A 24031-nucleotide genomic window follows, 5' to 3' on the forward strand; every position below is an offset into this window, starting at 1 on the left:
GCCAATCTGAATGAGTCCCGGGGCCGCGAGCGGCCCCGGGACGTTCCCTTGAGTGGCGCGGGCCTTCGCCCGCGCGCGGCGGGGGCGCTTCGCCCCCCGCACCCCCAGAGAGTATTTGAAAAAGGGCAAGCCATGCTGGAGTGGTCTGCGTCCGAGCTGTCGCGTGCCATCCATGCGCGGAAGGTGGCGCCGTCGGAGGTGATGGCGGTTCATCTGGATCGGGTGGCGGCGGTCAACGGCGCGGTGAACGCGCTGGTGTCGCGGCGTGATCCGGACGAGGTGATGGCCGAGGCGAGGGCGCTGGACGGGCAGGAGCCGAAGGGCTGGCTGCACGGGATTCCGCTGGCGTTGAAGGATCTGGTGGCCACCAGGGGCTTGCGGACGACCTGGGGGTCGCCGCTGTTTGCCGATTTCGTTCCGGCGGCGGACGACATTCTGGCGGCGCGGATGCGGGCGGCGGGGGCGGTCATCACGGCCAAGACCAATGTGCCGGAATGGGGGCAGGGCTCGCACAGCTTCAACCCGGTGTTCGGGGTGACACGCAATCCCTATGACTTGTCGCGCAGCGCGGGCGGGTCTTCGGGCGGGGCGGCGGCGGCGCTGGCGGCCCGGATGCTGTGGGTGGCGGACGGCAGCGACATGATGGGGTCTTTGCGCAACCCGGCGGCGTTCTGCAACGTCTACGGCTTTCGGCCGAGCTGGGGGCTGGTGCCCTCGGACGCCGAGGGGGACACCTATCTTTCGACGCTGGCGACCGAGGGGCCGATGGCGCGGACGGTGGAAGACCTGGCGCGTTTCCTGGGGGTGATGGCGGGCGAGAACCCCGAGGTGCCGTTTCCGCGCGCGGTGCCGGACCTGTTGACGGGCCTGGACGCCGGCGTGAAGGGCTTGCGCATCGGCTGGCTGGCCGACTGGGGCGGCGCCTACCCGATGGAGCCGGGGATTCTGGACCTCTGCGAGGCGGCCTTGCGGGGCCTTGAAGACATGGGCGCGGTGGTCGAGGTGCTGGCGCCGCCGTTTCCGGCCGAGGCGCTGTGGTCGTCCTGGGTGACCTTGCGGGCGATGCTGAATGCGGGCGGCAAGCGGGCGCTGGCGGAAGACCCGGTGAAGCGGGCGCAGACCAAGCCCGAGACGATCTGGGAGATCGAGCAGGGGATGGGGCTGAGCGCGCAGGCGGTCTACGAGGCCAGCGTGATCCGCAGCCGCTGGCACGCCCATGCGGCGCGGCTGTTTTCCCGCTTCGACGCGGTGGTGCTGCCCAGCGCACAGGTCTGGCCTTTTCCGGCAGACTGGCGCTGGCCGCAGGAGATTGCCGGGCGGACGATGGACACCTACCACCGCTGGATGGAGGTCGTCGTCCCGGCCAGCCTGATCGGCCTGCCGGCGCTGTCGGTGCCGGTGGGGTTCGGGCCAGAGGGCCTGCCGATGGGCCTGCAGATCATCGGCCGGTCGGGCGCCGATGCGCGGGTGCTGGCCATCGGCCAGGCCTGGCACCGCGCGTCCGGCTGGCCACAACGCCGGCCGCCGCCGTTGGCGGCAGGCTGACTGGGCCTTGGCCGGGCCTCAGGTCGGCACCCAGAAGTTGCGGGTCGCCGCGGTGTCGAAGTCGAAGCCAAAGGCGTCGATGTCGGCGGCATACCAGTCGGCCACGATCTGGATCGTCTGCGGCGTGTACACCGCGCGCCAGTCGAACCGCCCCGACGTGTTGCGCCGCGGCGGCGGCGCGGTGCCCAGGTAGGCGGTAAGGTCCTGGTCCAGGTGTTCAAGCCGCAGCACGTCGGCACGGATCGCCCCGTCGGCATCGGTCACGTAGTCGAATTGCGGATACCAGCCGCGGATCGCCCGGTGCCAGTAGAACGGCCGGCCACCCCAGACATGCCGCTCTTCCAGAAAGCCCTCGAAGGTCTCGGCGCAATAGCCCGCGGGCGAGTTGCCCTGTTCAACCGCCAGCCGGCCGAAGCGCCAGCGCGAGACGGTGCGGGCCCAGGGGTTGCGCACCACGGCGAAGGCACGCAGCCGGGCGGTCACCTTGGGGGCGACATCGCGCCAGCGGGCATGCTGGTAGCCGTGGTGTTCGCCGTTGGCGTCCATCGTCGCGCGCAGCGCCCGCACATAGGCGCGGCTTTGCAGGAGCCAGGGGTCGGCGGGCAGGATGCGGCCTTGCAGGCCGGGATGCTTGCGCAGGCTGACCCCGGCGTTCTTGGGGATGTGCAGGAACAGATGCGTCGGATGGCCGAACTGCCAGGTCAGGACGTTGCGGACTTCGCGCAGCGAGGTCATGCCGGGCCTTTCTCTGCGCCGGCCGGGCGCAGTTCGATCCGCCGGGTACCGGGGCGCAAGGCGGCCAGCCCCATCCAAAGCTGCCGGGCGACCCGCCGCAGCCGATGCCGCAGGCTGCCGCGGGCCGGCCTCGGGACCGAGGAAATCGCGCTGGCCACCGCGATCGGTGGGGTCAGACCGTAGCGCGCCGCCATGTCGATCTGGATCGCCTGCGCCGGCGCCGCCTGCCAGCGCAGAAGGCCCGGCGTCTCGACCGGGACGGCATCGGCCAGGGCGGGAACGCGGTCGGCCCGCGCCAGCAGCTTGCGCGCGCCCTCGGGCCACAGCAGGCAGGCCGCGGCACCGGTGCGATCCAGCCACAACCGCCGCAGCCCCGGCACCTGCGGATGCGTAGCGCCCAGCAGCTTTCGTCGGCCGCGGGTTTCAAGGCTGAGGTGTTCGATCCCCGCCAGTGCCGCCGCCTGCGCCGCAAGCGCCGCCGCGCCGGGCATCAGCCAGGCGTCGTCCTCCAGCACCAGCACCGGCTGGCCCAGGGCGATCACCCGCCGCCAGGCCGCGCGATGCGACATCAGCGTCGCCATCTCGACCGCGCGCAGCGGGCGCTGCCAGCGGTTCCAGCAAGGATCGTCGGCGGGCGGCGACAGGTCGGCCACGGTGACGGCGGGGACCACCTCAAGCTCCAGCCCCAGCCGGGCGGCCTGATCGCGCTGAAACGCCAGGCGGGCGGTCTCGGCCGGCAGGTTGATGACCAGAGCCCGCAGCGGCATCGGCCTAGCCGCCGAAATCGCCGGAGAAGACGCGCAGATAGGCATCGACCACGGCGTCCTTGCTGAAATACGCGGCCAGCCGGTCGCGGGCATTGGCGACGAAGCCGGCGGCCAGCGCAGCGTCGTCGCGGATGCGGGCCAGCCCGGCGGCAATGGCGACATCGTCGTCCAGCGCGGTCACGATGCCGTCGATGCCGTCGCGCATGTACCAGTCGGGGCCTTCCGATCGGGTCGCGACCGAGGGCACCCCGGCGGCCCAGGCTTCAAGCAGGGTATTGCCCAAGGGTTCGTGGCGCGACGGCATGACGAAGGCATCCGCGGCGGCGATCAGGTGGATCGGCTCGGCCACCCAGCCGGCAAAGCGCACCCGGTCGGCAATGCCCAGATCGCGCGCCAGCGTTTCGAGCGCGGCGCGTTCGCGTCCCTCGCCCAACAGCCAGAGCCAGGCACCGGGCAACCGGGCAACCGCGCGGATCAGCACGTCAAAGCCCTTGCGCTGCACGAAGCGGCCGCTGGCCGCCACCAGGAAGGCGCCCTCGGGCGTGGTCAGGCTGGCGCGCGACACCGGCACCGCCGCCACCTCTCGGGCAAAGTTCGAGATCGTCAGCACTGGCTTTTTCCAGCCCAGGTCGCGGCAGCGGCGGGCGATGCCGGGAACATTGCCGACCAGCACGTCGCATTGCCCGAAATGCTTGAGGTTCTCTGGAAAATCACCCATGCGGGCAAGTTTCACCACGCCCGGCCAGGGGTGCATCAGCCGCCCGGCCCGTGGCATCCAGGCCATTGCGGCATCGGGGCGCCAGCGCCGCACCAGCGCATTCACCTGCAGATGCGCCAGCAGCGACACCGGCGAGATGCGGCTGAAGTTGTTGCGGATCACCGGGCCCAGGGCGGCAATGTCGGCCTCCCAGCTGCGACCGGGGCGGATCACGAAGCGCTGTTCCACCCCGCGCGCGGCCAGCGCCTGGGCAAGATTGACGAAGAACCGCTCGGCCCCGCCTTCCTTGCCGAAATGGAAATGCAGCACACGGGGCGCAGTCATGCCTGCCAGCCCTCGGCGCGGCGGTGGCGGGCCAGCGCCCGACGGTAGCGCAGCCCGTAAAGCAACCGGTGCAACGCCTGCCCCAGGCCGCCGCGGCGCCCGTCGCGCCGGGCCCGGCCGATGGTGCCGGTCACCGTCTGCTGATCGCCCAGCACCACCGGCGGCGGCAGCACCAGCGCTACCCGCAGGCCGGTCTCCCAGACGAATTTCTGGTCTTCGTCCACCGGGCGGAAGAACGGCCGTGCGCGGGCCGCAAGGCGGGCAGCGGCGGCGCGGGTCAGGCCATAGCCGATCAGGCAGGTCGGCACCCGGTACGGAATGCCGATCCGCACCCCCGGCGCCAGGTCGCGCGCCGCCCCCAGCGGCACCGCAGGATCAAGGGTGAAGAGCTTGACCATGTCCCAGTCGCCGGTGGCATCGGTGGACAGCGCGGTCATCACCCGGGCCAGGTCAGAGGTGGCGTCGAAGTCATCCTCGAAGACAAAGCCGCCCGGCGCGTCGCCGGCGGCGATCTGCTCCCAGGCGGCGATGTGCGACAGATAGCAGCCGATCTCGGCCGGGACCAGCGGCTGGCGGCCGTCGCGGGCATTGCGGGCGGCGTCGTAGGCGGCGGCGATCTCGGCCGGGCCCAGCTTCCAGCCATTCACCGCGTCGATCCGCCGGAAGGCCACGCCCTGCCCGCCCAGCACGCCGCTGACCGCCGCAAGGCGCGCGGTGTTGTCGGCCAGGTTGATGACATAGGCCGGCCACATCGCCTAACCCGTCCGGCTGAGGCGGATGTTCTTGTGGATGCGCCCGGCGTCCCGAAAGCCGCGCGCGCAGACGCTGTCGATCATCGCCCGGGTCGCCGCTTCGCCCACGATGTGGGGGTGCAGCTCGACGATGATCTCGCGCAGGCCCGAGAGGTTGGCCGCCTGCAGCAGGTCGATCTCGGCGCCTTCCACGTCCATCACCAGGACGGTGGCCTGCTCGTCCTTCAGCACCCGGTCGATCGCGTCGCTTTCGACCGTCACCTTCTGGGCCTGCAGCCCACGGTCGTAGATCGACGACGAAACCACGTTCTCGTTGCGGAAGAAGCTTATCGGAGCGCCGTCCACCGTCACCGCGCGCAGGCGCAGCCGGGGCTCCATGCCGTTCAGGGCGAAGTTCTCCCGGATCACCGGCTCCAGCGCGGCGTTGGCCTCGAACGAGGTGACGTTGCCGGCGCCGGCCAGCTTGTTGCACAACAGGCTGACCACGCCGACGCCGGTGCCCACCTCGACCACCTTGTCGCCGGGGCGCAGCGCGGCGCGCACCAGCACCCGCTCGGGCGCCTCGTACGAACCCTTGATGATCGCGGTGGCGACCGAGCGGTGCATCTTCGCGGGGTCGCAGACCAGGCGCAGCCCGTCCAGCGTGGTGGTCTTGCGCCCTGCCAGGCGGTGCCAGAACAGCCGCAGGCTGCGCAGCGGCGACTTCGGGGCCTCGGGGGTCTGGCTGGTTTCGGTCATCATTTGGCTCCGATCATGAACCAGCCCGGCGAGGTGCCGCAGATGCTTTCGCCGCGGCGACCCGAGATGGTGTCGCCTTTCAGCAGCAGCTTGGCGGTCAACACGTCCAGCAGCATGGCCAGGTGAAGCCGCGCCCGCGGAAATGGGCCATACAGGCCCGGCACCACGGCCACGGTGGTGCGGCGGCCCCAGACCAGCGGCATCAGCCGCAGCGCCGAGAATCCGGCACGGGAAAACGTCTCGCGCCACCAGCTGGGCGTGGCGCGGGTATAGTCGTCGGGGTGGCCATGGATGCGGAACATGAAGGGCACGATGACATGCATCTTGCCGCCCGGTTTCACCACCCGGAACAGTTCGCGCACCACGGCGATGGGATCGTAGATATGCTCCAGCGTATTGAAGCAGATCACCGCGTCGAAGCTGTCGTCGGGAAACGGCAGCGGCTGGCCGGGCTGGACCAGATGCGTCGGCTCGATCTTGGGGTCGATGTTGACGGATTCGATTGTGGCCCCCGGTGGCAGCACCTTGAGGTAGTTGGCCCGCTGGCCGCCGCCCATGTCCAGCACGCGGCCCGAAAGCTGCAGGGTGGACAGCAGTTCGTATTCCATCATCCGCAGCACCGACAGCCCGGGGAAAGCCGTGGTGATGTGCCGCCAGCGCGCCAGCGTGGGTACCGGGGGGGGCACGTAGGTGTAATCCATCGCGACAGGACTTCCGGAACGGGATGCGGTCGCCCTCTACTAGCGGCCTGACCCGGCCCCGCCAAGGCAAAACATGCCGGTCTCGGGGTCGGGCGGATGTCGGGCGCGGGGATGTCGGGCGCGGGGATGTCGGGGGGATCAGGCGCCAGGGGCGGCCAGCAGCTTGCGGTAAAGGCCGATCAGCGCCTCGGCCTCGGCGTGGATGTCGAAGTGCCGCTCGACATGCCTGCGGGCGGCCTGGCGAAAACGGTCCAGCCGGGCCGGATCGGCCAGCAGCGCCGCAACCGCCTGTTCCAGCGGTGCGGCCGAGCCGGCGGCGACGACGAAGCCGGTCTCGGCCTCGGCCACCAGTTCGCGAAAGGCGCCGACGTCGGCGGCGACCACCGGCACGCCGCAGGCCATCGCTTCGAGCGGGGTCAGGCCGAAACCTTCCCAGCGTTGCGGCGCAACATAGACGTCCAGCGCGCGAAAGCAGTCCGGCATGTCCCAGACCGGCACCTCTTCGCGAAACAGGATGCGGGATGCAAGCCCGGCGGTGCGGACCTGGTCCTTCAGCCCGGCCAGAAAGTCCTGGTCCTTGGGCAGGGCGCGGCCGATCACCACGGCGTTCAGCGCCGGGAAGGTTCGGCTCAGCGCAATGGCGGCGGCAACGAAAAGATCCGTGCCCTTTTGCGCCCGGATCCTGCCGTAGCAGCCGATCAGCAGCCCCTCGGGCGGCAGGTCCAACCGCGCGCGCAGGTCGGCACGAGCGGCGCGGTCGGCGGCAGGGGTGAAGGTGGCATTGTCGATGCCATGGTAGATCACCTGCGCCGGTCGCTCGAGATAGGCCGCGGTCTTTTCCGAGGTTGCCACGACCACATCCATCCGCCGGATCAGCCAGCGGGTCAGCCCGGTGTGCCGACGCTGCGAGGCCGAGGTGAAGACGAACCGCAGCCGCTTGCGCAAGAGCCGCGCCAGCGCCAGCCCCGCCAGCATCTCGACATTGCGCCGCGCATGCCAGACCCGCCAGCCCGAGGGTCCCCGCCGCGACATCGTCAGCAGCGCCCGAAGCGGAACTTGCGGAATCCCGGGCGGCAGCGCCGGAGCCACCGCAGCGATGCGGATCGCCTGCGCCTGCAGCGGCACCAGCCGGACCACGGTGGCCGTCACCCCCGAGAGCCGGCGCTTGAAGTTCGGCACCAACACGTCGATGTCATCGACCGATACCGGCGGCCGGGGCTGCGCGGCAGCGGGCGCAGCGGCGGGCGTTGCCAAGAGCGGCGGCGGCGCCAGCAGCGCCCGGATCGCCGCCAAAACCGCCGCGGTGGCCGAATCTCCCTCGGCCAGCACCGCCCGCGCGGCCTGCACCTGGCGGATACGCCTCGGCTCGTCCTGCAACTGGCGCAGCGCCGTGGCGATCTGGTCCTCGGTGGTGGCCGCCAGCGCCGCGCCCGCCGCGTCAAGCCGCGCATAGATGCCGGCAAAGTTGAACACATGCGGCCCGTGGATCACCGCACAGTCCAGCAACGCCGGCTCATAGGGGTTGTGGCCGCCGACCGGCGTCAAAGAGCCGCCGACAAAGGCCACGGGGCACAGCCGGTACCACAGGCCCATCTCGCCCAGGGTATCGGCGATATAGACTTGCGTCCGCGGCCCCGGCAGCCCGCCGGCCGAGCGCAGCGCGACCGAGTGTCCACCGGCCACCAGCGCCGCCGCGAGCGCAGGGCCGCGGTCGGGGTGACGCGGCGCGATCACCAGAAGCGGCGCCTGCGGACCAGAGCCGAAGGCGCGGGCCTGGGCCTCGACCAGCAGCGTCTCTTCGTCCGCATGGGTCGAGGCGGCCAGCCAGCACGGACGGTCACCCAGCCGCGCCCGCAGATCGGCCAGCGCCTCGGGTGCGGTCGCGGGGGGGGGCAGGTCTTCCTTGAGCGATCCGGTCACGGCCAGCCGGTCCGCGAGCACGCCGATTTCTCGCATCAGCGCGGCGGCGGGCTCTTCCTGCACCAGGATCGCCCGGAACGGCGACAGCAGCGCCCGCGCCAGCCGCGGCCAGCGCCGCCAGCGCGCCGCGGTCTTGTCCGAGACGCGGGCATTGACCAAGAGCATCGGGATGCCGCGGCGGCTGGTCTGCTGCAGCAGACGCGGCCACAGCTCGCTTTCGGTCCAGACCGCCAGATCGGGGCGCCAGTGGTCCAGGAAGCGGCCCACGCCCGGGCCGGCGTCGTAGGGCGCGAACTGGTGCCGCACGCGGTCGGGCAGCCGGTCTGCCAGCAGCCGGGCCGAGGTGACGGTGGTGGTGGTCAACAGGACCTGCACCTCTGGCTCGGCGTCCAGCAAGCTCCGGATCAGACCCTGCAGGGACAGGCTTTCGCCCACGCTGGCGGCGTGGAACCAGATCAGCCTGCCGGGCGGGCGGGGTGCCGAGGCGGTGCCGAAGCGTTCCTCGCGCCGGGTGGGGTCTTCCTTGCCGGCTTTCAACCGCCGGGCCTGAATCCAGCGATAGGCCGGCGTCGCCACCGCGCTGGCGGCAAGATAGGCCCACAGGATCGGGGTTCCGGCCGTCATGCCCGCCGGCTCCGTATCAGCATCGCCTGGCCCCGCCCGTTGTGCATTGCCCAAGGCTATCGGGATGGACGGGCGGCCTCAAGGGTGGGGAGGGCCGGCATCGCCTGAGCGTCGGAAATTGCGCCTTGGCCCCCGGATCGGTTTCGGCTTCGGGTTCTGCTTCAGGGTCGAACGGACGCTGGTGTCGCCGGGCGTTCCAGCGCCCGGAACGACGGCCCTATCGGCTGGCGGACGGCAAGGATCGGCAACGGCAGCGCGTCGTGGAGCAGCGCCGCGTCCGCGGCAGTCAGCGCGGCACCGGCCGGCTGGCCCAGGAACCGCAGCCGGCCGTCGCGCAGGATCAAACCGGCACGGAACACCTCGCCAGGGCCGAAATGGTCCGGGATCAGGATGACCGCCCGGCGCTCGGCCCGTGCCAGGTCCGGCGCGGCCAGGACGGTTCGTTCGAACGGGGCCCTGGCGGAGACCCGCTGCAGGTCGGCCATGAGAAAAGGTCGATGAACAGAGCCGCCCCAAGTCGTCATGCACCTTGCGCACGCTCCGGGCCGAAGGGGGACGAGGACCGGCTTTGGTTGGCCGCAAGGGACGGGCCCGGCACGGCGAGTGCCGGCCGAGGGGGGCTTCGGAAACGCGGGAAGCGGCTTTCTCAGTCCGGCCCCATCTCGGCCCCAACCTGGCCCGGCCTCGGGCCAGGCGCGAAGGGATAGCGCGCCAGTTCGTCGTGGCGCGCGCCGCGCGGGCCGAGGTGGCTGCGCCACAGCACCATGTCCTGCACCATCCAGGGGCCGGCAGAGAAGGCGAACCCTTCGGCGACGGCGCGTTCCAGCCGCGCGGTCGCGGCAAAGTCGGGCGGCGGGAAGCGGCCCAGGGTGACGTGAGGGACAAAGCGGCGGTGCTCGAGCCTGATGCCGGCCAGATGGGCGGCCCGTTCGGCGGTGGCCTGCAGGCCGATCAGCGGCCCGGACGGTGCCACCCCGGCCCAGGCGGCCCGGGGCCGGGCGCCGCCGAACAGGCCAAGGCCTTGCAGAGAAAGCGGAAAAGCGGCGACCCTCAGGGTGGCGAAGGCGTCGTGCGCGGCCTCCAGCGCGGCATCCGGCTGCTCGCCCAGGAACACCAGCGTCAGGTGAAGGGTCTCGGGTGCCACCCGGCGCGGCAAGGGCAGCAGGGCCTGCTGCAGCGCCAGCGCCGACCGCACCGCTTCGGGCAGAGCAAGGCCGAGAAAGGCACGGATCATCGTTGCCTCAGCCAACCCAGGCGATCCGCGATCTCGGGGCGGATCGGGCCTTCGCGGGGGTCGTCCAGCAGCCGGTCCAGCAGCGAAGGGTCGGGGTCGGGGCGGCCCGGGCGGCCCCAGGACAGCGCCGCAAGCACCTCGCGCCCGTCGGGCGGCAGGCGGTCGGGAAGGTCCTGACCCGACAGCCAGCCCCAGATCGCCGTCCAGAGCCGGCCGACCGACCAGGGGTTGTAGCCACCGCCACCCAGCAGCAACAGGCGCGGCGACAGCGGGCGCAGGCCGGCCAGCGCCTCAAGATAGGCCCGGTTCGACAGGCACAGGCGCGACAGCGGGTCCTCGTCCAGGCTGTCGGCGCCGCATTGCACGACCAGCGCTTCGGGGGCGAATTCGGCCACCCGCGGCAGGATCAGGCCGTGGAGCACGGCGCGGGCTTCACTGTCGTTATAGCCGTTCGGCACCGGCAGGAAGAAGCCCGAGCCGCCGGCCGTGTCGGTGAGACGGCCGGAAAACGGCCAGCGCCCCTCTTCATGCACGCTGATCATGCGGACGCGAGCGTCGCCGGCGAAGGCCGCCTCGACCCCGTCGCAGTGATGCGCGTCAAGGTCGACATAGGCCACACGCGACAGGCCCGCGCCCAGCATCGCCTTGATCCCCAGCACCACGTCGTTGAGGTAGCAAAAGCCGTTGGCGCGGTCGGGCAGGCCGTGGTGGGTGCCGCCGCCCGGCACATGGACGGCTCCGGTGGCGGCACGGGCCAGCGCCTCGGCCGCCCAGAGGGTGCCGCCGGCCCCGGTGGCGGGGCGACGGAACATCTGCGCGAAGACCGGGTTCGACAGCGTGCCCAGGCCATGGCGGGCGCGGACTTCGTCGCTGACCCGGCCCTCGGCTTCGGCGGCCTGCAAGGCGGCGAGGTAGTCGTCGCTGTGGAACGCGCGCAGCGCCGCCGGCCTGGCGCGCGGGCTGGGCTGGAAACGCTCTGGCGGCAGCCAGCCCAAGGCGCGCGCCAGGTCGATGACCGTCGAGACTCGGGGCACCCGTAGGGGATGCGCCGGCCCGTAGGACGAGCCGCGGTAGATGTCAGAGCCGACTAAGACCGGCCCGACCGCCGACTGCCCGACCGGCCGCCCGGGTTTCAAGGCAGCAGCGCTTCGATCCGGCGGCGGATCGCACCTTGCGGATTGGCGCCGGCCCCCCAGGTGTCGACGACCTGACCCGCGGGACCGAGCAGGACCTTGTTGAAGTTCCACCCCGGTTCGAAACCGTGGTCGTCCTTCAGCCAGGCATAGAACGGATGCGCCTTGGCGCCCGTCACATGGGTGATCTCGGTCATCGGCAGCGTCAGGTCGAAGTTCGCCACACAGTAGTCCTTCACGGCGGCCTCGCTGTCCAGTTCCTGCGCGAAGTCGTCAGAGGGAACGGCAAGGATGCGAAGGCCCTGCGGCCCCAGTTCGTCATGCAGGTTCTGCAGATCATCGAATTGTCCGGCAAAGCCGCAGAGCGAGGCGGTGTTGACCACCAGGACCGGGTGGCCGGCCCAGTCGTCCAGGTCGATGGTGCCACCGTCGATCGCGGCAAAGGTGAAGCCGGCCGAGGCGACGGCGGGCAGGGTCAGGGCGGTCACGGCGGTCAGGGCACCGAGCAGGGCGAGGCGGGGCATGGCGGATCTCCTTTCGGGGGATGAACAGAAGATAAGCCGCGCAACAACTGCGTCAAATCCCCGCGAATCGCGTGCAACAGGCTTGTCGCAGCCAGCAAGGGCATGAGACACTGGCAAACAGGGCAGAGCATCCCCGCGCGTCGGGGCCAAAGAGAAGACAGCGTGGACATGACCGACCAGAGTGCCATCGAAGCCGCCGGAAGCGCGGCGGCGGTCCCGCAATACGGCGCGCTCTGCTGGCGCATGCACGGCGGCAAGGCGCGGGTGCTCTTGGTGACGAGCCGGGACACCGGGCGCTGGATCATCCCGAAGGGCTGGCCGATGGCGGGCTTTGTCCCGGCGATGGCGGCGGCGCAGGAGGCCTGGGAAGAGGCCGGCGTCGAGGGCCGGGTCGATGGGGCGAGTCTGGGCGTCTACAGTTACCTCAAGCTGCGGCCCGCGGCCAAGGACGTGACCTGTGCAGTCGAGGTGTTTCCGTTGCGGGTGGACCGGCTGCAGCGCCGCTACCCGGAACGCGGCGAGCGGCGGCGCAAGTGGTTCGCACCGGAAAAGGCGGCACGCAAGGTCGGCGAGCCGGAGCTGCGGGCGCTGATCCTGGCCTTCGGCGAAGCGGCAGAGCAAGCGGCCGCCGGGGCTTGAACGCGGCGGCCGAACCCCTGGGCGCGCTGCGTCGCGCCCGCAGCGAGACGACGGAACGGACGAGGCGATGATCCGATACGCGCTGACCTGCAAGGCCGGCCACGGTTTTGAAAGCTGGTTTGCTTCTGCCGAGGCCTATGCGGCACTGGCCGGCACCGGCCAGCTGGCCTGCCCGGTCTGCGGCCTGCGGCAGATCGAGAAGGCGCTGATGGCGCCCTCGGTGCGACCGGCACGGACCGCCGAGTCGGCAGCGGAAGAGCGGCCGAAGCTGGGCCTGCCGGCCACCGAGCTGGAGACCGCGCTGGCCGAATTGCGGCGGCAGGTCGAGGCGAACTCGGAATATGTCGGGATGAACTTCGTCGCCGAGGCCCGCGCGATTCATGACGGTGCGGCGCCGGAACGCTCGATCTACGGCGAGGCACGGCCCGATGAGGCGAAGCGGCTTATCGAGGACGGCGTGCCGGTCGCCCCCCTGCCCTTCCGCCCCGCCCGCAAGACCAACTGACCGGCGGTGAAGCAGCGGAGCGGCGCAAGGGCGCCGCAAGCCCTTTGCCTCGTCGTCGCCTTGCAGGCTCCTCCTCGGGCGCGGGGGCGCTGCCCCCGTCTTCGCGTGCCGCGAAGACTCCCCCGGAGTATTTGTCAAAGGGCAATTGCAGCTTGCCCTTTTTGAAATACTCCCGCCGGAGGCATGCCCGGCCGATGCAGGGAGCCACGCCACAGCAGAAGCGTCGCGTCGATGCTGGGCGGCCGAGCCGGTTGCGCGCTTGCGCGCAGAGGCGAGAGGAAAGGCCTGCGGCCGCGCCCTCTTTGGGGCGCGACCGCTCCATTTGAAAACGCCGGGTTGGTGCCGGGTCAGTAGATGTAGCGGATCTGTTCGGTCCAGAACCGCTCCATCCGCTTCAGCGACCGGTTGATCTCATCCATGCCGCTGGCATCGACCAGCCCGCGTTTCTCGATCCCTTCCGAGTGGCGGGCGAACAGCTCGCCCACCAGGCCGCGCACCCGGCGGCCCTTTTCCGTTAGCCGCACCCGCACCGACCGGCGGTCGATCTCGGACCGCTGGTGGTGCATGTAGCCCAGTTCGACCAGCTTCTTCAGGTTGTAGCTGACGTTCGAGCCCTGGTAGTAGCCGCGCGACTTCAGCTCGCCCGCGGTCACCTCGTTCTCGCCGATGTTGAACAGCAGCAGCGCCTGGACCGAGTTGATCTCGAGGATCTGCAGCCGTTCGAATTCGTCCTTGATCACGTCAAGGAGCAATCTGTGCAGGCGTTCCACCAGCGACAGGTTGTCAAGATAGCAGGAGAGGAACGCTTTCTGCGACCCGTCGAGTACTGGTTGATGGATGGACATTCCATGCTCCGCCTGTGTCAGACAGGAGCAGAATCAGCACAAACCAGAAACATTCCGTAAACTCGCGAGAGTTTCGCTTCAATTGCCTTGCGTCAGGCGGGTTGTCGCAAAGACGGTGATCCGCTTCAACAGCGGTGCGATCCAATCGGGCGGCACAGCCGAACCCATGGTCCAGGCCATCAGGTCCTGGTCGTTCTCCTGCAGCAGCCGGTCGAAGAGATCCAGTTCCTCGAGCGTCATCGCGGCCAGATGGGCATCGGCCCAGGGCCCCAGGACCAGGTCCATCTCCTTGGTGCCGCGGCGCCAGCTGCGCATGGCCATCCGCTTGAGGCGTGCCTCCGCCGTCTCGACCATGCCGCACCCCTTCCTGCTTGCCCCGCCTGACCCGTCACCCTAAGACAGGGCGCCACCCTTGACCACCGCCCGAAAGGACGCAACCCATGGCCTTCCTCTCCGACACGCTGGCCCGTGTGAAACCCTCGCCCACCATCGCGGTCACCTCGAAGGCGGCGGCGCTGAAGGCAGAGGGTCGCGACGTCATCGGCCTGGGCGCGGGCGAGCCGGATTTCGACACCCCCGAGCATATCCGCGAAGCGGCGAAGCGCGCCATCGACGCCGGGAAGACGCGCTATACCGCGGTGGACGGCATCCCCGAGTTGAAGGCCGCGATCTGCTCGAAATTCCTCAGCGAGAACGGGCTGACCTACACGCCGGCGCAGGTCTCGGTCGGCACCGGCGGCAAGCAGATCCTCTACAACGCGCTGATGGCGACCTGCAATCCGGGCGACGAGGTGATCATCCCCGCGCCCTACTGGGTCAGCTACCCCGACATGGTGCTGCTGGCGGGCGGCACCCCGGTGCCGGTGGTGGCGACGCTGGAGACCGCCTTCAAGATCACCCCCGACCAGCTTGAGGCCGCGATCACCCCGCGCACCAAGTGGTTCATCTTCAACTCGCCGTCGAACCCCACCGGGGCAGGCTATTCGCGCAGCGAGCTGAAGGCGCTGACCGAGGTGCTGATGCGCCACCCGCAGGTCTGGGTGATGTCGGACGACATGTACGAACACCTGGTGTTCGATGATTTCACCTTCTGCACCCCGGCCGAGGTGGAACCGGGCCTTTATGACCGCACGCTGACCTGCAACGGCGTCTCCAAGGCCTTCGCGATGACCGGCTGGCGGATCGGCTATGCCGCCGGTCCGGTGTCGCTGATCAAGGCGATGGGGACGATCCAGTCGCAATCGACCTCGAACCCCTGCTCGATCAGCCAGTGGGCGGCGCTCGAGGCCTTGTCCGGTCCGCAGGACTTCCTGCCCGGCTGGCGCGCGGCCTTCCAGGCCCGACGCGACCTGGTGGTGTCGATGCTGAACCAGGCCGCAGGGGTCACCTGCCCGAAACCGGAAGGGGCGTTCTACGTCTATCCCGACATCTCGGGGGTGATCGGCAAGGCGACGCCGGGCGGCACCGTGCTTACCAACGACGAGGTCTTCGCCACGGCCCTGCTGGAGGAAACCGGCGTCGCCGTGGTGTTCGGCGCGGCCTTCGGTCTTTCGCCGAACTTCCGCGTCAGCTACGCTACCGGCGACGAGGTGCTGCGCGAGGCCTGCGCCCGCATCCAGCGGTTCTGCGCCTCGCTGGTCTGAAAGGGCGGCGATGGCGGGCGATCTGCCGGACTATTACTTCCGCATCCGCGAGAATGGCGCGGCCGTATTCAAGGTCGATACCGAGAACCGCCAGCGCCGGATCGAACTGGTCGAGATCGCGGCGGTGAACGTCAGGAACGGCAACGTCAAGCCGCATGGCGAGACCAAGCTTGCGGCCGCGGACCTGGCGGCGATCGAGGACTGGCTGACCCGGCGGCGCAAGCTGCTGGAGGCACGGGATGTCGATGACATCCTGCGCGCGGTGGATCACCTGAACCTGACCACGCAATGGGTGCAGGCGAAGGCAACCAATGCGCAACTGGACCAGGTGACCGACGCGCTCTTGCTGGCGATGCACGACCTGCGCTCGGTTCTGGTCCGCAAGAAGGCCGAGCGTCTGACCCGGGACGAGGCGTCCGGGTAGGCTTGTCAAGCGGAGCGGCGCAAGAATGCGCCGCAAGCCTTTCCTCTCGCCTCTGCGCGCAAGCGCGCAACCGGCTCGGCCGCCCGGCATCGACGCGACGCTTCTTCCGGGGCGTGGCTCCCGGCATCGGCCGGGCATGCCTCCGGCGGGAGTATTTCAGAAAGGGCAAGCTGCAATTGCCCTTTGACAAATACTCCGGGGGTGCGGGGGCTGGCCCCCGCGTCCTGGCGGGATCGCAATCGGCGTTGGCTCAGATCTGCTTTTCGGGCATCTGGACGACCAGGCCGTCCAGCGCCGGAGTCACCTTGAGCTGGCAGGTCAGGCGCGAGCGGACGGGGTCGGGCTGCCAGGCGAAGTCGAGCATGTCCTGCTCCATCGCGTCCTTCTTGGGCAGTTTGTCCACCCAGGCCGGGTCGACATAGACGTGGCAGGTCGAGCAGGCGCAGGCGCCGCCGCAATCGGCCTCGATCCCCGGGATGCCGTTGTCGCGGGCGCCTTCCATCACGGTCAGGCCGTTGCGGACCTCGACCTCGTGCCGTTTGCCGCCGTATTCCACGTAGGTGATCTTCGCCATCGCCGTTCCTTCAGGTCCTGCCTCGCCGCGCCGACATAGGACGATTCCGCGCGCTTTGCCAAGGCCCGGAAATGTTCTACATCTGTTCGCATGACCCGTGACGCGCCCCGCTTTGCCGACTGGATGGCCCCGCTGCCCTTGCCGGGCAGCTGGCCGCGCCCGCCCGCCGCGCTGCCCGCCGAGCGGCTGGTCGAACCACCCGCCGGCGCCAGGGTCTGCGTGGCCGGGCTGGTGCTGGTGCGCCAGCGGCCCGGCACCGCCAAGGGCGTCATCTTCCTGACGCTGGAGGATGAGACCGGGGTCGCCAACGTGGTGGTCTGGGCCAATGTCTACGAACGCTTCCGCCGTGCCGTCATCGCCGGGCGGCTGTTGCGCGTCACCGGCAAGCTGCAGCGCGAGGCCGGCGTGGTGCATGTCGTGGCCGAATTGATCGAGGACCTGTCGCCGATGCTGGACCGGCTGCTCGACCCCGGCTTCCGGCCCGACGGCACCCGGGCGGGTGATCAGCCTTGAGGACCGCCGTTTCGTGCCCCGAAAGCCACGCCCAACCCTGACGTGTGCCACCCCGGCTTTCGCTGGCCCGGCCCTGCCGCTATCCTGGCTGCAACGGACCCGGACCAACCCGGGCCTCGACAGGCCGATGACCCAGATCCGACGCTTCCTTGCCGCGACCCTGCCGCTGGCGCTGGCCGCCTGCGTCGGCGGTGCTGCGCCGCAGGCCCCCAGCCGCGGCGATTTCACCGCCGAACTGATCGACCTCAAAGGCGATCCCGGCCCGCCCCCGGGGCCGAAAGGCGCCTGCTGGCAGGCCGACATCCGCCCGGCGGTCATCGAGACGATCAGCGAACAGGTCCTTGTCGCCGCCGAGACCACCGACGCCGATGGCCGGACCACGCCCGCCGTCTTCGCCACCGAGACCAGCCAGCGCATCGTGCAGGACCGCGGCACGGTCTGGTTCCGCGCCCCCTGCCCGGCCGACATCACCCCGGATTTCGTCGCCACCCTGCAGCGGGCGCTCAAGGCCCGCGGCCTGTATCTTCTGCCGCTGACCGGCAGCCTGGACGCCCCCACCCGCTCCGCCATCCGCCGCTACCAGCGCGAGCGGGGGCTGGACAGCGACCACCTGTCGCTGGCCGCCGCGCGCGACCTGGGGCTGGTGGCGGCCGCACCCGGCGCACCCTGAGGCAGCCCTGAGGCATGCAAAAGGGCGGTCGGGTTCCCCCGGCCGCCCGAACACCGTGCATCGTCCCGGACTCAGTCCTCGATCGACAGCGCCAGGAAGCGCGGATCGCCGTTGCGGCGCACCAGCAGCAGCAGCGACTTGCGCCCGGCCTCGCGCGCCTCGGCGATACGGTCCTCAAGATCCTTCAGCCGCACCACGCGCTGCTGGCCCGCCTCGGTGATCAGGTCGCCCTCGCGCAGGCCCTTGGCATAGGCCTCGGAGTCGGGATCGACCTTGGTCACCAGAAGCCCGCTGTCATCCGGTGCCAGCCCCAGCTGGCCACGCGTCTCATCGGTCAGCGGCGACAGCGTCAGGCCCAGGATGTCCAGCGACTGCGGTCCCTCCGGGCCGGCGGCCGCGGCCGGAATGGCCAGCGCCTCGGCTTCCTCGCGACGGCCCAGCGTCACTTCGACGGTCTGCGTCTTGCCATCGCGCAGCAGCACAAGCTGCACCTTTTCGCCCACCGCCGCATCGGCCACCAGGCGCGTCAGATCGCCGGCATCCCCGATCGGCTGCCCGGCGAACTGGGTGATCACGTCGCCGACCTCGATCCCGGCCAGCTTGGACGGACCATCCATCACCGTGGTCACCAGCGCGCCCGCGCCTTCGGCCAGGCCCATCGATTCAGCGATGTCGGGCGTCACGTCCTGGATCGACACGCCCAGCCAGCCGCGCCGCGTCTCGCCGAATTCCTTCAGCTGGTCGACGACCTTGGTCACCACGTTCGAGGCCATCGAAAAGCCGATCCCGATCGAGCCGCCGTTGGGCGACAGGATCGCGGTGTTCACCCCGATCACCTGGCCATCCATGTTGAACAGCGGCCCGCCCGAGTTGCCGCGGTTGATCGCGGCGTCGGTCTGCAGGAAATCGTCGTAGGTGCCGGACAGTTCCCGGTTGCGGGCCGAAACGATGCCGGCACTGACCGAGAAGCCCTGGCCAAGCGGGTTGCCCATGGCCACCACCCAGTCACCCACCCGCATCAGGTCGGAATCGCCGAAGCTGACGAAGGGCAGCGGCGTGTCGCTTTCCACCTTCAACAGCGCGATGTCGGTCTTGGGGTCGGTGCCCACCAGCTTGGCGGGCAGTTTATTGCCGCCGAAGAACTCGATCTCGATCTCGTCGGCGCCCTCGATGACGTGGTTGTTGGTAACGATGTAGCCGTCCTCGCTGATCACGAAGCCCGAGCCCAGCGCTTCCGAGCGCTGCGGGCCCTGCGGCCCGAGATCGGGGAACAGGTCCTCGAAGGGGCTGCCCTCGGGCACCAGCGGGCTACCGTCCATCGGGCCGGACACGGTGGCGCGGGTGGTTATGTTCACCACCGAGGGGCTGATCTTGTCGGCCAGTTCGGCAAAGCTCTCGGGCGCGCCAAAGGCCAGCACCGGGGCGGGAACCGAGACCGCAAGGCCGGCGCTCAGCGCAACGGCCAGAAGCGATGCGGTGTTCAGGGAACGGAAAAGCGTCATGCGAGCGCGGGACACGGGCTTGGTCTCCTTATGCGTGTCGGGCCGCGGTCCGGTCGGAAGGGGTCCGGCGGCCGCTGCGGACTTGAGACAACAGTTAGGAAGGCCCGCGCGCAATGCAAACCCTGTCGCGCAGTTTCAACCCCATGTGATCGGCGCGTCAACTGGCCAGCCAGCGGGCCAGCCAGACCAGCAGCACGCCCACCGCCAGCGCCGCAAGGCCCAAGAGCCGCCGCGTTTCGCGCGGCATCGCGGAAATCAGGCGCATTGCCTCTTCCATGCGCGAAGGGGCCAGCGCAAGCGCCAGCCCCTCGACCGCAAGCACCAGCCCGATGGCCAGCAGCACCGTGCTCATGGCGCGGGCGCGGGTGCGGGTGCGGGTGCGGGCGCGGGCACCTCGCCGGAAACCGGCGCCGTGTCGCTGCCGAGGTAATCGAAGAAGGTGCTGTCGGGGTTCAGCACGATGCTGGAATTGCCCCCTTTCAGCGCCGTCTCATAGGCCAGAAGCGACCGCGTGAAGGCGAAGAACTCGGGGTCCAGGCCATAGGCCTCGGCCAGGATTCGGTTCCGTTCGGCATCGGCTTCGCCGCGCACCACGTCGGCCTGCCGGCGGGCATCCGAGGTCAGCTCGACCACCTCGCGGTCCGCCGAAGCGCGCACCCGCTGCGCGGCCTCGCCACCGCGGGCGATCTCGTCGGCCGCCTCGCGCTCGCGCTCGGCCCGCATCCGGGCAAAGGTCGCGGCCAGGTTCTGTTCGGGCAGGTCGGTGCGGGTCAGCCGCACGTCGATCACATCCACCCCCAGAGCCGCGCCTTCGCGCTTGGCGATGGTCAGGATCTGGTTCATCAGCGCGTTGCGGTCCTGGCTCAGCACCCGGTCCTGGGTGGCGTTGCCCAGCACTTCGGGGATCGCCTGGGTCAGGATGTTGTTCAAGAGGACCTGCGCCCGGTCTTCGCCGCCGCCGCCCACTGCCTGGCGGAAGGCCACCACGTCGGTGATGCGCCAGCGGGCGAAGGCGTCAACCACCAACCGGCGGTCACTGAGAAGCGTCACCTCGATCGGGGCGGTCTGCAGGCCCAGGATGCGGTCCTCGTAATAGACCACGTCCTGGATGAAGGGCACCTTGAAGCCAAGGCCGGCAACTTCCTTGACCTGTTTCACGTCGCCGAACTGCAGCACCAGCGCCTTCTTGCGCTCGTCCACGATGAACAGCGAGGACAGCACGGCGACCAGGATCACGAAGATCACCGGCAGGATGTAGATCGCGCGCATCAGTTGGTTCCTCCTGCAGCCGCTGCCGCACCGCCGCTTGACCGGATCATCTCGTTCAGCGGCAGGAAGGGCACGACGCCCTGCCCGGCGCCATCGACACCGCCCGAGACGCCGTCAAGGATCACCTTGTCGATGCCGCCCAGCACCTTTTCCATGGTCTCGAGATACAGCCGCCGGCGGGTCACTTCCGGTGCCTTGACGTATTCGGCAAAGACCGACAGGAAGCGCGCCGCCTCACCCTGGGCCGAGTTCACCGCCTGGGCGCGATAGGCCTCGGCGTTTTCCAGCACCGAGGCCACCTCGCCGCGAGCCCCCGCGGTTACCCGGTTGGCGTAGGCGTCGGCCTCTTTCTCAAGCCGGTCGCGTTCCTGCTGCGCCGCCTGCACCTCGCGGAAGGCGTCGATCACGTCGGCCGGCGGCTGCGCGCGCTGCAGGTTGACCCGGATCACGTTGATCCCGGCGTTGTAGCTGTCCAGCGTCGCCTGAACCGCGGTGCGCAGGTCGGACGAGATCACGCCGCGGTCGCGGTTCAGGATCGGCGACAGCTCGCTGCGGGCGATGATGTCGCGCATGGCACTTTCGGACACGGCGCGGATGGTGCCCTCGGGGTCGGCCAGGTTGAACAGGTATTTTTCCGGGTCCGAGATGTTCCAGACCACCTGAAAGCCGATGTCGACGATGTTCTGGTCGCGCGTCAGCATGAGGCCGACATCGGCGCCCTGGCCGGTGCCGATCTCGGTGTTGCGTTCGCCGGTGACCAGAACCTTTTCATAGGTCACCACCGGCCAGGGCGCGAAATTCAGGCCCGGCTGGCCGACGCCCGAGCTTTCGCCCAGGAACAGTTCGACGCTGCGTTCCTCCTGGTTGACCTGGTAGAACGACATGAAGCTCCAGGCCGCCACAAGCGCCAGGGCGCCCAGCGCCAGGCCGCGGCCGGAAAACAGCGGTGAGCCGCCCTCGGGCGACGGGCCGCGCGGCCCATTGCCGCGGCCCCGCCCGCCCATCAGGACGCGCAGCTGTTCCTGCCCCTTGCGCATGATCTCGTCGATCTCGGGGATCTGCGGGCCGCCGCCTTCGCCGGGCCGCCGCGGGCCACCGCGCTTGTCGTCGTCGTTGCGGCCACCGCGCCCGCCGTTGCCGTCATCGTCGCCGCCTCCGCCGCCCCAGGGGCCGCCGCTTCCCGCCATGAACCTGCTTCCTCTCTCGTCCGTTGCGCCTGACTTGTGCATCCGCGACGGAAATTCAAGCGCAATCAGCCGGTCCGCACAGGCTTGCGCATCGTGACCAGTTCCTCGGCCATGGTCGGATGCACCGCAACCGTGCGGTCGAAGTCTTCCTTGGTCGCCCCCATGCCGATGGGGATGGCCGCCAGTTGGATCATTTCGCCCGCCCCGGGGCCGACGATGTGGCAGCCCAGAACGCGACGGCTGGCCTGGTCCACGATCAGCTTCATCAGCACCCGCTCGGGGCGCCCGGCGAACTGGGTCTTCATCGGCCGGAAGGCCGCGGAATAGACCTCGATCGGGCCTTTCTCGCGCGCCGCCTCTTCGGTCAGGCCCACTGTGCCCAGCTCAGGCTGGGTGAAAACGGCGCTGGCGATCAGGCTGTGGTCAAAGCGCGTGGGAACGCCGCGGAACACGGTATCGGCGAAGGCGTGCCCCTCGCGGATGGCGACCGGGGTCAGGTTGACCCGGTTGGTCACATCGCCCACGGCATAGATCGAAGGCACCGCGGTCTGGCTGAAATCGTCCACCACCACCTCGCCCTTCCGGCCCAGTTGCACGCCCAGAGCCTCCAGTCCCAGGCCCGCCGAATTCGGCCGCCGGCCGGTCGCGTACAGCACCAAGTCAAATTCCCGTGCGCTGCCGTCGGTGGCCACGGCGCGGATGCCGCCGGGGCCGCGCTCAAGCCGCATTACGTCGGTGCCGCAATGAATAGCGATGCCAGCCTCCTGCATGGCATTGGCGACATGGCCGCGGGCCTCGTCGTCAAAGCCGCGCAGGATCTGCGCGCCGCGGTAGTATTGCGTGGTGGCCACGCCCAGCCCGTGCAGGATGCAGGCGAATTCACTGGCGATGAAGCCGCCGCCCACCACCAGCGCGCGGCGCGGCAGGGCGGGCAGGTGGAACATTTCGTTCGAGGTGATGGCCAGCTCGGCGCCCGGAATGTCGGGCACGAAGGGCCGCCCGCCGGTGGCGACCAGGATGTGCTTGGCGGTGATCCGCTCGCCGGTGGCCAGCCGCACGGCATGAGCGTCCTCGATCACGGCACGGGTGTCGTGGAGGGTGACCCCTGCGCCGCGCAGGGTGCCGCGATAGGCGTTCTCCAGCCGGTCAAGCTCGGCCTCCAGCGTGGTGCGGAAGCGGCTCCAGTCGAAGCTGCCGGCCTGCACCTCCCAGCCATAGGCGCGGGCGTCGGCGATCTCGGCAGGGAACTCGCTGGCATAGACCATCAGCTTTTTCGGCACGCAGCCGCGGATGACGCAGGTGCCGCCCATGCGCGATTCCTCGGCCAGCGCCACCCGGGCGCCGCCCTCGGCGGCCGCAATGCGTGCCGCCCGGACCCCGCCCGAGCCGCCACCAATGACAAAAAGATCAACGTCGAAGGTCATGCCCCGGCTCCGTTGTCCCTGGTCCCGGCACACCTAAGGGATTGCACCCGGTTTCGAAAGGCTGCCACAACCGGAGGCGCGAAAAAAGCCGACACCCGGCGTCCTGGCCCGGGCCGCAGCCAGACTTGGCCGGCCGGTCGTGGCCAGGCAGCAGCGCTGGCCGTGGCCGGCCGCTGGCGGGATGTGGACTGCGGTCGAATGGAATGCGTCCGCGCGGTTGCCTTCGGTCTTGCAGGGTCTTCGGCGTTGCCGACCTGCGGGGCGTGGGGCGCGCCCTATTCCAGATCGGCGAAGATGTTGTCCGGGGGGGCAAGAGGAACCTGGTCATCCTCGACCCGGCCGGTGTTGATGTCGCGCACACTGACGCGGCCATCGGGCTGACCGATCACCACGATGTCGCAGATGTCGATGAAGAGGCCATTTTCGACCACGCCGGGGATCTGGTTCAACACCAGCGCCAGTTGCCGCGCGTTGCCGATGCGCTTGAGGTGCAGGTCCAGGATGTGGTTCGATTCATCGGTCAGCAGCGGCCGCTCGCCGTTCATCCGCAGGCTGACGTCACGGCCCAGCACATCCATGCTGACCAGTGTTTCTTCGACCAGCGCCTTGGTGGTGCGCCAGCCGAAGGGGATCACCTCCACCGGCAGCGGAAAGGCGCCCAGCTGCGCCACCTCCTTGGCGGCATCGGCGATGACGATCATCTGGTCGCTGGCGGTAGCGACGATCTTTTCCTGCAAGAGCGCCGCGCCGCCGCCCTTGATCAGGTTGAGGTTGGAATCGAATTCATCGGCGCCGTCGATGGTCAGATCCAGCCACTTGACCTCATCCAGCGTGCGCACGTCCAGTCCCAGGCTGGCGGCCAGGTCTGCCGTGCGCCGGCTGGTCGCCACGCAGGTGACGCGCAGGCTTTCGTCACGCACCCGCTCGGCCAGGCAGCGCACCATCCAGGCCGCGGTCGAGCCGGTCCCAAGGCCCAGCTTCATGCCGTCCTCGACGAAATCGACCGCCCGCTTGGCGGCCGCGAACTTGGCCTTGTCGATGGGGTTCAGATCGGCGGGCATCGGCACACTCCCCCTTGGGCGTCATGGTGATCGCCTGCGGGATTAGCGCAAAGGCCCGCG

At 69.7% G+C, this 24031-nt stretch carries 27 protein-coding genes and 1 pseudogene; 7 read left to right on the forward strand and 21 right to left on the reverse strand.

The window, feature by feature from the left end; all coding sequences use genetic code 11:
* Nucleotides 1-132 precede the first annotated feature (132 nt).
* On the forward strand, nucleotides 133-1545 hold the full coding sequence (locus tag LHP98_RS11885; protein ID WP_227252748.1) for an amidase: 1413 nt from the start codon (nucleotides 133-135) through the stop codon (nucleotides 1543-1545).
* Nucleotides 1546-1563: 18 nt separating this feature from the next.
* Here LHP98_RS11885 and LHP98_RS11890 read toward each other — a convergent pair whose 3' ends face one another.
* The 12 genes and pseudogenes from LHP98_RS11890 to LHP98_RS11945 all read right to left on the reverse strand — a co-directional run bounded on the left by LHP98_RS11890 (nucleotide 1564) and on the right by LHP98_RS11945 (nucleotide 11715).
* Nucleotides 1564-2280, reverse strand: coding sequence for a sulfotransferase family 2 domain-containing protein (locus LHP98_RS11890; protein WP_227252749.1), 717 nt, complete (start codon nucleotides 2278-2280; stop codon nucleotides 1564-1566).
* Entirely contained in the window at nucleotides 2277-3047 is a 771-nt protein-coding gene (locus LHP98_RS11895) for a glycosyltransferase family 25 protein (protein WP_227252750.1), read from the reverse strand. Before LHP98_RS11895 ends, LHP98_RS11890 begins: the two co-directional genes overlap by 4 nt.
* 4 nt (nucleotides 3048-3051) lie before the next feature.
* Nucleotides 3052-4089, reverse strand: a complete 1038-nt coding sequence (locus LHP98_RS11900) for a glycosyltransferase (protein WP_227252751.1) — start codon at nucleotides 4087-4089, stop codon at nucleotides 3052-3054.
* A complete protein-coding gene (locus LHP98_RS11905) occupies nucleotides 4086-4841 on the reverse strand; it encodes a glycosyltransferase family 25 protein (protein WP_227252752.1) in 756 nt (251 codons plus the stop codon). The genes LHP98_RS11900 and LHP98_RS11905 overlap by 4 nt, the downstream gene beginning before the upstream one ends.
* 3 nt (nucleotides 4842-4844) lie before the next feature.
* Nucleotides 4845-5579, reverse strand: coding sequence for an FkbM family methyltransferase (locus tag LHP98_RS11910; protein ID WP_227252753.1), 735 nt, complete (start codon nucleotides 5577-5579; stop codon nucleotides 4845-4847).
* On the reverse strand, nucleotides 5579-6280 hold the full coding sequence (locus tag LHP98_RS11915) for a class I SAM-dependent methyltransferase (RefSeq protein WP_227252754.1): 702 nt from the start codon (nucleotides 6278-6280) through the stop codon (nucleotides 5579-5581). The genes LHP98_RS11910 and LHP98_RS11915 overlap by 1 nt, the downstream gene beginning before the upstream one ends.
* 138 nt (nucleotides 6281-6418) lie before the next feature.
* Nucleotides 6419-7471: a glycosyltransferase family 4 protein gene (locus tag LHP98_RS11920; protein WP_227252942.1), complete on the reverse strand. Its 1053-nt coding sequence runs from the start codon at nucleotides 7469-7471 to the stop codon at nucleotides 6419-6421.
* Nucleotides 7472-8188: 717 nt separating this feature from the next.
* A pseudogene (locus LHP98_RS11925) lies at nucleotides 8189-8824 on the reverse strand (3-deoxy-D-manno-octulosonic acid transferase); the annotation flags it as partial.
* Nucleotides 8825-8985: 161 nt separating this feature from the next.
* Nucleotides 8986-9309, reverse strand: a complete 324-nt coding sequence (locus tag LHP98_RS11930; RefSeq protein ID WP_227252755.1) for a hypothetical protein — start codon at nucleotides 9307-9309, stop codon at nucleotides 8986-8988.
* A 161-nt stretch (nucleotides 9310-9470) separates the two neighbouring features.
* Complete coding sequence (gene thpR, locus LHP98_RS11935; RefSeq protein WP_227252756.1) at nucleotides 9471-10058, reverse strand: RNA 2',3'-cyclic phosphodiesterase; 588 nt, start codon at nucleotides 10056-10058, stop codon at nucleotides 9471-9473.
* Entirely contained in the window at nucleotides 10055-11194 is a 1140-nt protein-coding gene (locus LHP98_RS11940) for an acetoin utilization protein AcuC (RefSeq protein ID WP_227252757.1), read from the reverse strand. Before LHP98_RS11940 ends, thpR begins: the two co-directional genes overlap by 4 nt.
* Nucleotides 11191-11715, reverse strand: a complete 525-nt coding sequence (locus tag LHP98_RS11945) for a glutathione peroxidase (RefSeq protein WP_227252758.1) — start codon at nucleotides 11713-11715, stop codon at nucleotides 11191-11193. The genes LHP98_RS11940 and LHP98_RS11945 overlap by 4 nt, the downstream gene beginning before the upstream one ends.
* A 168-nt stretch (nucleotides 11716-11883) precedes the next feature.
* Between LHP98_RS11945 and LHP98_RS11950 the strand changes: the two genes are divergently transcribed.
* Together LHP98_RS11950 and LHP98_RS11955 are read left to right on the forward strand one after the other, a co-directional pair.
* Nucleotides 11884-12354 (forward strand): NUDIX hydrolase, encoded by a 471-nt coding sequence (locus LHP98_RS11950; protein ID WP_227252943.1) that lies wholly within the window; start codon nucleotides 11884-11886, stop codon nucleotides 12352-12354.
* Nucleotides 12355-12421: 67 nt separating this feature from the next.
* Complete coding sequence (locus LHP98_RS11955) at nucleotides 12422-12859, forward strand: DUF1178 family protein (RefSeq protein WP_227252759.1); 438 nt, start codon at nucleotides 12422-12424, stop codon at nucleotides 12857-12859.
* A 347-nt stretch (nucleotides 12860-13206) separates the two neighbouring features.
* Here the strand turns inward: LHP98_RS11955 and LHP98_RS11960 are convergent, their stop codons facing one another.
* The gene (locus LHP98_RS11960) at nucleotides 13207-13704 is read right to left on the reverse strand and encodes a MarR family winged helix-turn-helix transcriptional regulator (protein ID WP_227252760.1); all 498 of its coding nucleotides are present in this window, start codon (nucleotides 13702-13704) and stop codon (nucleotides 13207-13209) included.
* Nucleotides 13705-13782: 78 nt separating this feature from the next.
* Complete coding sequence (locus tag LHP98_RS11965; RefSeq protein WP_227252761.1) at nucleotides 13783-14058, reverse strand: succinate dehydrogenase assembly factor 2; 276 nt, start codon at nucleotides 14056-14058, stop codon at nucleotides 13783-13785.
* A gap of 86 nt (nucleotides 14059-14144) precedes the next feature.
* Here LHP98_RS11965 and LHP98_RS11970 point away from each other — a divergent pair, with 86 nt between their 5' ends.
* Both LHP98_RS11970 and LHP98_RS11975 read left to right on the forward strand, forming a co-directional pair.
* On the forward strand, nucleotides 14145-15347 hold the full coding sequence (locus LHP98_RS11970) for a pyridoxal phosphate-dependent aminotransferase (protein WP_227252762.1): 1203 nt from the start codon (nucleotides 14145-14147) through the stop codon (nucleotides 15345-15347).
* A gap of 10 nt (nucleotides 15348-15357) precedes the next feature.
* Nucleotides 15358-15771, forward strand: a complete 414-nt coding sequence (locus LHP98_RS11975; protein WP_227252763.1) for a hypothetical protein — start codon at nucleotides 15358-15360, stop codon at nucleotides 15769-15771.
* A gap of 250 nt (nucleotides 15772-16021) precedes the next feature.
* Here the strand turns inward: LHP98_RS11975 and LHP98_RS11980 are convergent, their stop codons facing one another.
* Nucleotides 16022-16345 carry a 2Fe-2S iron-sulfur cluster-binding protein gene (locus tag LHP98_RS11980; RefSeq protein WP_227252764.1) on the reverse strand — a complete coding sequence of 108 codons (324 nt, stop codon included), beginning with the start codon at nucleotides 16343-16345 and terminating at the stop codon, nucleotides 16022-16024.
* A gap of 90 nt (nucleotides 16346-16435) precedes the next feature.
* Between LHP98_RS11980 and LHP98_RS11985 the strand changes: the two genes are divergently transcribed.
* Both LHP98_RS11985 and LHP98_RS11990 read left to right on the forward strand, forming a co-directional pair.
* Complete coding sequence (locus LHP98_RS11985) at nucleotides 16436-16858, forward strand: OB-fold nucleic acid binding domain-containing protein (protein ID WP_227252765.1); 423 nt, start codon at nucleotides 16436-16438, stop codon at nucleotides 16856-16858.
* Nucleotides 16859-16985: 127 nt separating this feature from the next.
* A complete protein-coding gene (locus LHP98_RS11990) occupies nucleotides 16986-17528 on the forward strand; it encodes a peptidoglycan-binding domain-containing protein (protein WP_227252766.1) in 543 nt (180 codons plus the stop codon).
* A 71-nt stretch (nucleotides 17529-17599) separates the two neighbouring features.
* Here LHP98_RS11990 and LHP98_RS11995 read toward each other — a convergent pair whose 3' ends face one another.
* From LHP98_RS11995 to rpiA, 6 genes are all read right to left on the reverse strand, one after another.
* On the reverse strand, nucleotides 17600-19030 hold the full coding sequence (locus LHP98_RS11995) for a DegQ family serine endoprotease (RefSeq protein WP_227252944.1): 1431 nt from the start codon (nucleotides 19028-19030) through the stop codon (nucleotides 17600-17602).
* 157 nt (nucleotides 19031-19187) lie between these two features.
* The gene (locus tag LHP98_RS12000; protein ID WP_227252767.1) at nucleotides 19188-19382 is read right to left on the reverse strand and encodes a DUF2065 domain-containing protein; all 195 of its coding nucleotides are present in this window, start codon (nucleotides 19380-19382) and stop codon (nucleotides 19188-19190) included.
* A complete protein-coding gene (hflC, locus tag LHP98_RS12005; RefSeq protein ID WP_227252945.1) occupies nucleotides 19379-20302 on the reverse strand; it encodes a protease modulator HflC in 924 nt (307 codons plus the stop codon). The genes LHP98_RS12000 and hflC overlap by 4 nt, the downstream gene beginning before the upstream one ends.
* Nucleotides 20299-21486: an FtsH protease activity modulator HflK gene (gene hflK / locus LHP98_RS12010; protein ID WP_227252768.1), complete on the reverse strand. Its 1188-nt coding sequence runs from the start codon at nucleotides 21484-21486 to the stop codon at nucleotides 20299-20301. The genes hflC and hflK overlap by 4 nt, the downstream gene beginning before the upstream one ends.
* A 65-nt stretch (nucleotides 21487-21551) precedes the next feature.
* The gene (gene gor / locus LHP98_RS12015) at nucleotides 21552-22910 is read right to left on the reverse strand and encodes a glutathione-disulfide reductase (protein ID WP_227252769.1); all 1359 of its coding nucleotides are present in this window, start codon (nucleotides 22908-22910) and stop codon (nucleotides 21552-21554) included.
* Nucleotides 22911-23185: 275 nt separating this feature from the next.
* Nucleotides 23186-23971 carry a ribose-5-phosphate isomerase RpiA gene (gene rpiA / locus LHP98_RS12020; protein WP_227252770.1) on the reverse strand — a complete coding sequence of 262 codons (786 nt, stop codon included), beginning with the start codon at nucleotides 23969-23971 and terminating at the stop codon, nucleotides 23186-23188.
* Nucleotides 23972-24031: the final 60 nt, after the last annotated feature.

It is taken from the genome of Rhodobacter sp. Har01 (genome assembly GCF_020564565.1).
In the GTDB taxonomy this organism is placed as follows: domain Bacteria; phylum Pseudomonadota; class Alphaproteobacteria; order Rhodobacterales; family Rhodobacteraceae; genus Pseudogemmobacter.

Coding starts and splice junctions, on each gene's coding strand:
- LHP98_RS11970 (WP_227252762.1), top strand. CDS start 14,145: ATGGCCTTCCTCTCCGACACGCTGGCCCGTGTGAAACCCTCGCCCACC.
- LHP98_RS11895 (WP_227252750.1), bottom strand. CDS start 3,047: ATGCCGCTGCGGGCTCTGGTCATCAACCTGCCGGCCGAGACCGCCCGC.
- LHP98_RS11980 (WP_227252764.1), bottom strand. CDS start 16,345: ATGGCGAAGATCACCTACGTGGAATACGGCGGCAAACGGCACGAGGTC.
- LHP98_RS12000 (WP_227252767.1), bottom strand. CDS start 19,382: ATGAGCACGGTGCTGCTGGCCATCGGGCTGGTGCTTGCGGTCGAGGGG.
- LHP98_RS11950 (WP_227252943.1), top strand. CDS start 11,884: ATGACCGACCAGAGTGCCATCGAAGCCGCCGGAAGCGCGGCGGCGGTC.
- LHP98_RS11890 (WP_227252749.1), bottom strand. CDS start 2,280: ATGACCTCGCTGCGCGAAGTCCGCAACGTCCTGACCTGGCAGTTCGGC.
- LHP98_RS11990 (WP_227252766.1), top strand. CDS start 16,986: ATGACCCAGATCCGACGCTTCCTTGCCGCGACCCTGCCGCTGGCGCTG.
- thpR (WP_227252756.1), bottom strand. CDS start 10,058: ATGATCCGTGCCTTTCTCGGCCTTGCTCTGCCCGAAGCGGTGCGGTCG.
- LHP98_RS11910 (WP_227252753.1), bottom strand. CDS start 5,579: ATGACCGAAACCAGCCAGACCCCCGAGGCCCCGAAGTCGCCGCTGCGC.
- LHP98_RS11905 (WP_227252752.1), bottom strand. CDS start 4,841: ATGTGGCCGGCCTATGTCATCAACCTGGCCGACAACACCGCGCGCCTT.
- rpiA (WP_227252770.1), bottom strand. CDS start 23,971: ATGCCCGCCGATCTGAACCCCATCGACAAGGCCAAGTTCGCGGCCGCC.
- LHP98_RS11930 (WP_227252755.1), bottom strand. CDS start 9,309: ATGGCCGACCTGCAGCGGGTCTCCGCCAGGGCCCCGTTCGAACGAACC.
- LHP98_RS11985 (WP_227252765.1), top strand. CDS start 16,436: ATGACCCGTGACGCGCCCCGCTTTGCCGACTGGATGGCCCCGCTGCCC.
- hflK (WP_227252768.1), bottom strand. CDS start 21,486: ATGGCGGGAAGCGGCGGCCCCTGGGGCGGCGGAGGCGGCGACGATGAC.
- LHP98_RS11915 (WP_227252754.1), bottom strand. CDS start 6,280: ATGGATTACACCTACGTGCCCCCCCCGGTACCCACGCTGGCGCGCTGG.
- LHP98_RS11900 (WP_227252751.1), bottom strand. CDS start 4,089: ATGACTGCGCCCCGTGTGCTGCATTTCCATTTCGGCAAGGAAGGCGGG.
- LHP98_RS11965 (WP_227252761.1), bottom strand. CDS start 14,058: ATGGTCGAGACGGCGGAGGCACGCCTCAAGCGGATGGCCATGCGCAGC.
- LHP98_RS11885 (WP_227252748.1), top strand. CDS start 133: ATGCTGGAGTGGTCTGCGTCCGAGCTGTCGCGTGCCATCCATGCGCGG.
- LHP98_RS11960 (WP_227252760.1), bottom strand. CDS start 13,704: ATGTCCATCCATCAACCAGTACTCGACGGGTCGCAGAAAGCGTTCCTC.
- LHP98_RS11945 (WP_227252758.1), bottom strand. CDS start 11,715: ATGCCCCGCCTCGCCCTGCTCGGTGCCCTGACCGCCGTGACCGCCCTG.
- LHP98_RS11995 (WP_227252944.1), bottom strand. CDS start 19,030: ATGACGCTTTTCCGTTCCCTGAACACCGCATCGCTTCTGGCCGTTGCG.
- LHP98_RS11955 (WP_227252759.1), top strand. CDS start 12,422: ATGATCCGATACGCGCTGACCTGCAAGGCCGGCCACGGTTTTGAAAGC.
- gor (WP_227252769.1), bottom strand. CDS start 22,910: ATGACCTTCGACGTTGATCTTTTTGTCATTGGTGGCGGCTCGGGCGGG.
- LHP98_RS11975 (WP_227252763.1), top strand. CDS start 15,358: ATGGCGGGCGATCTGCCGGACTATTACTTCCGCATCCGCGAGAATGGC.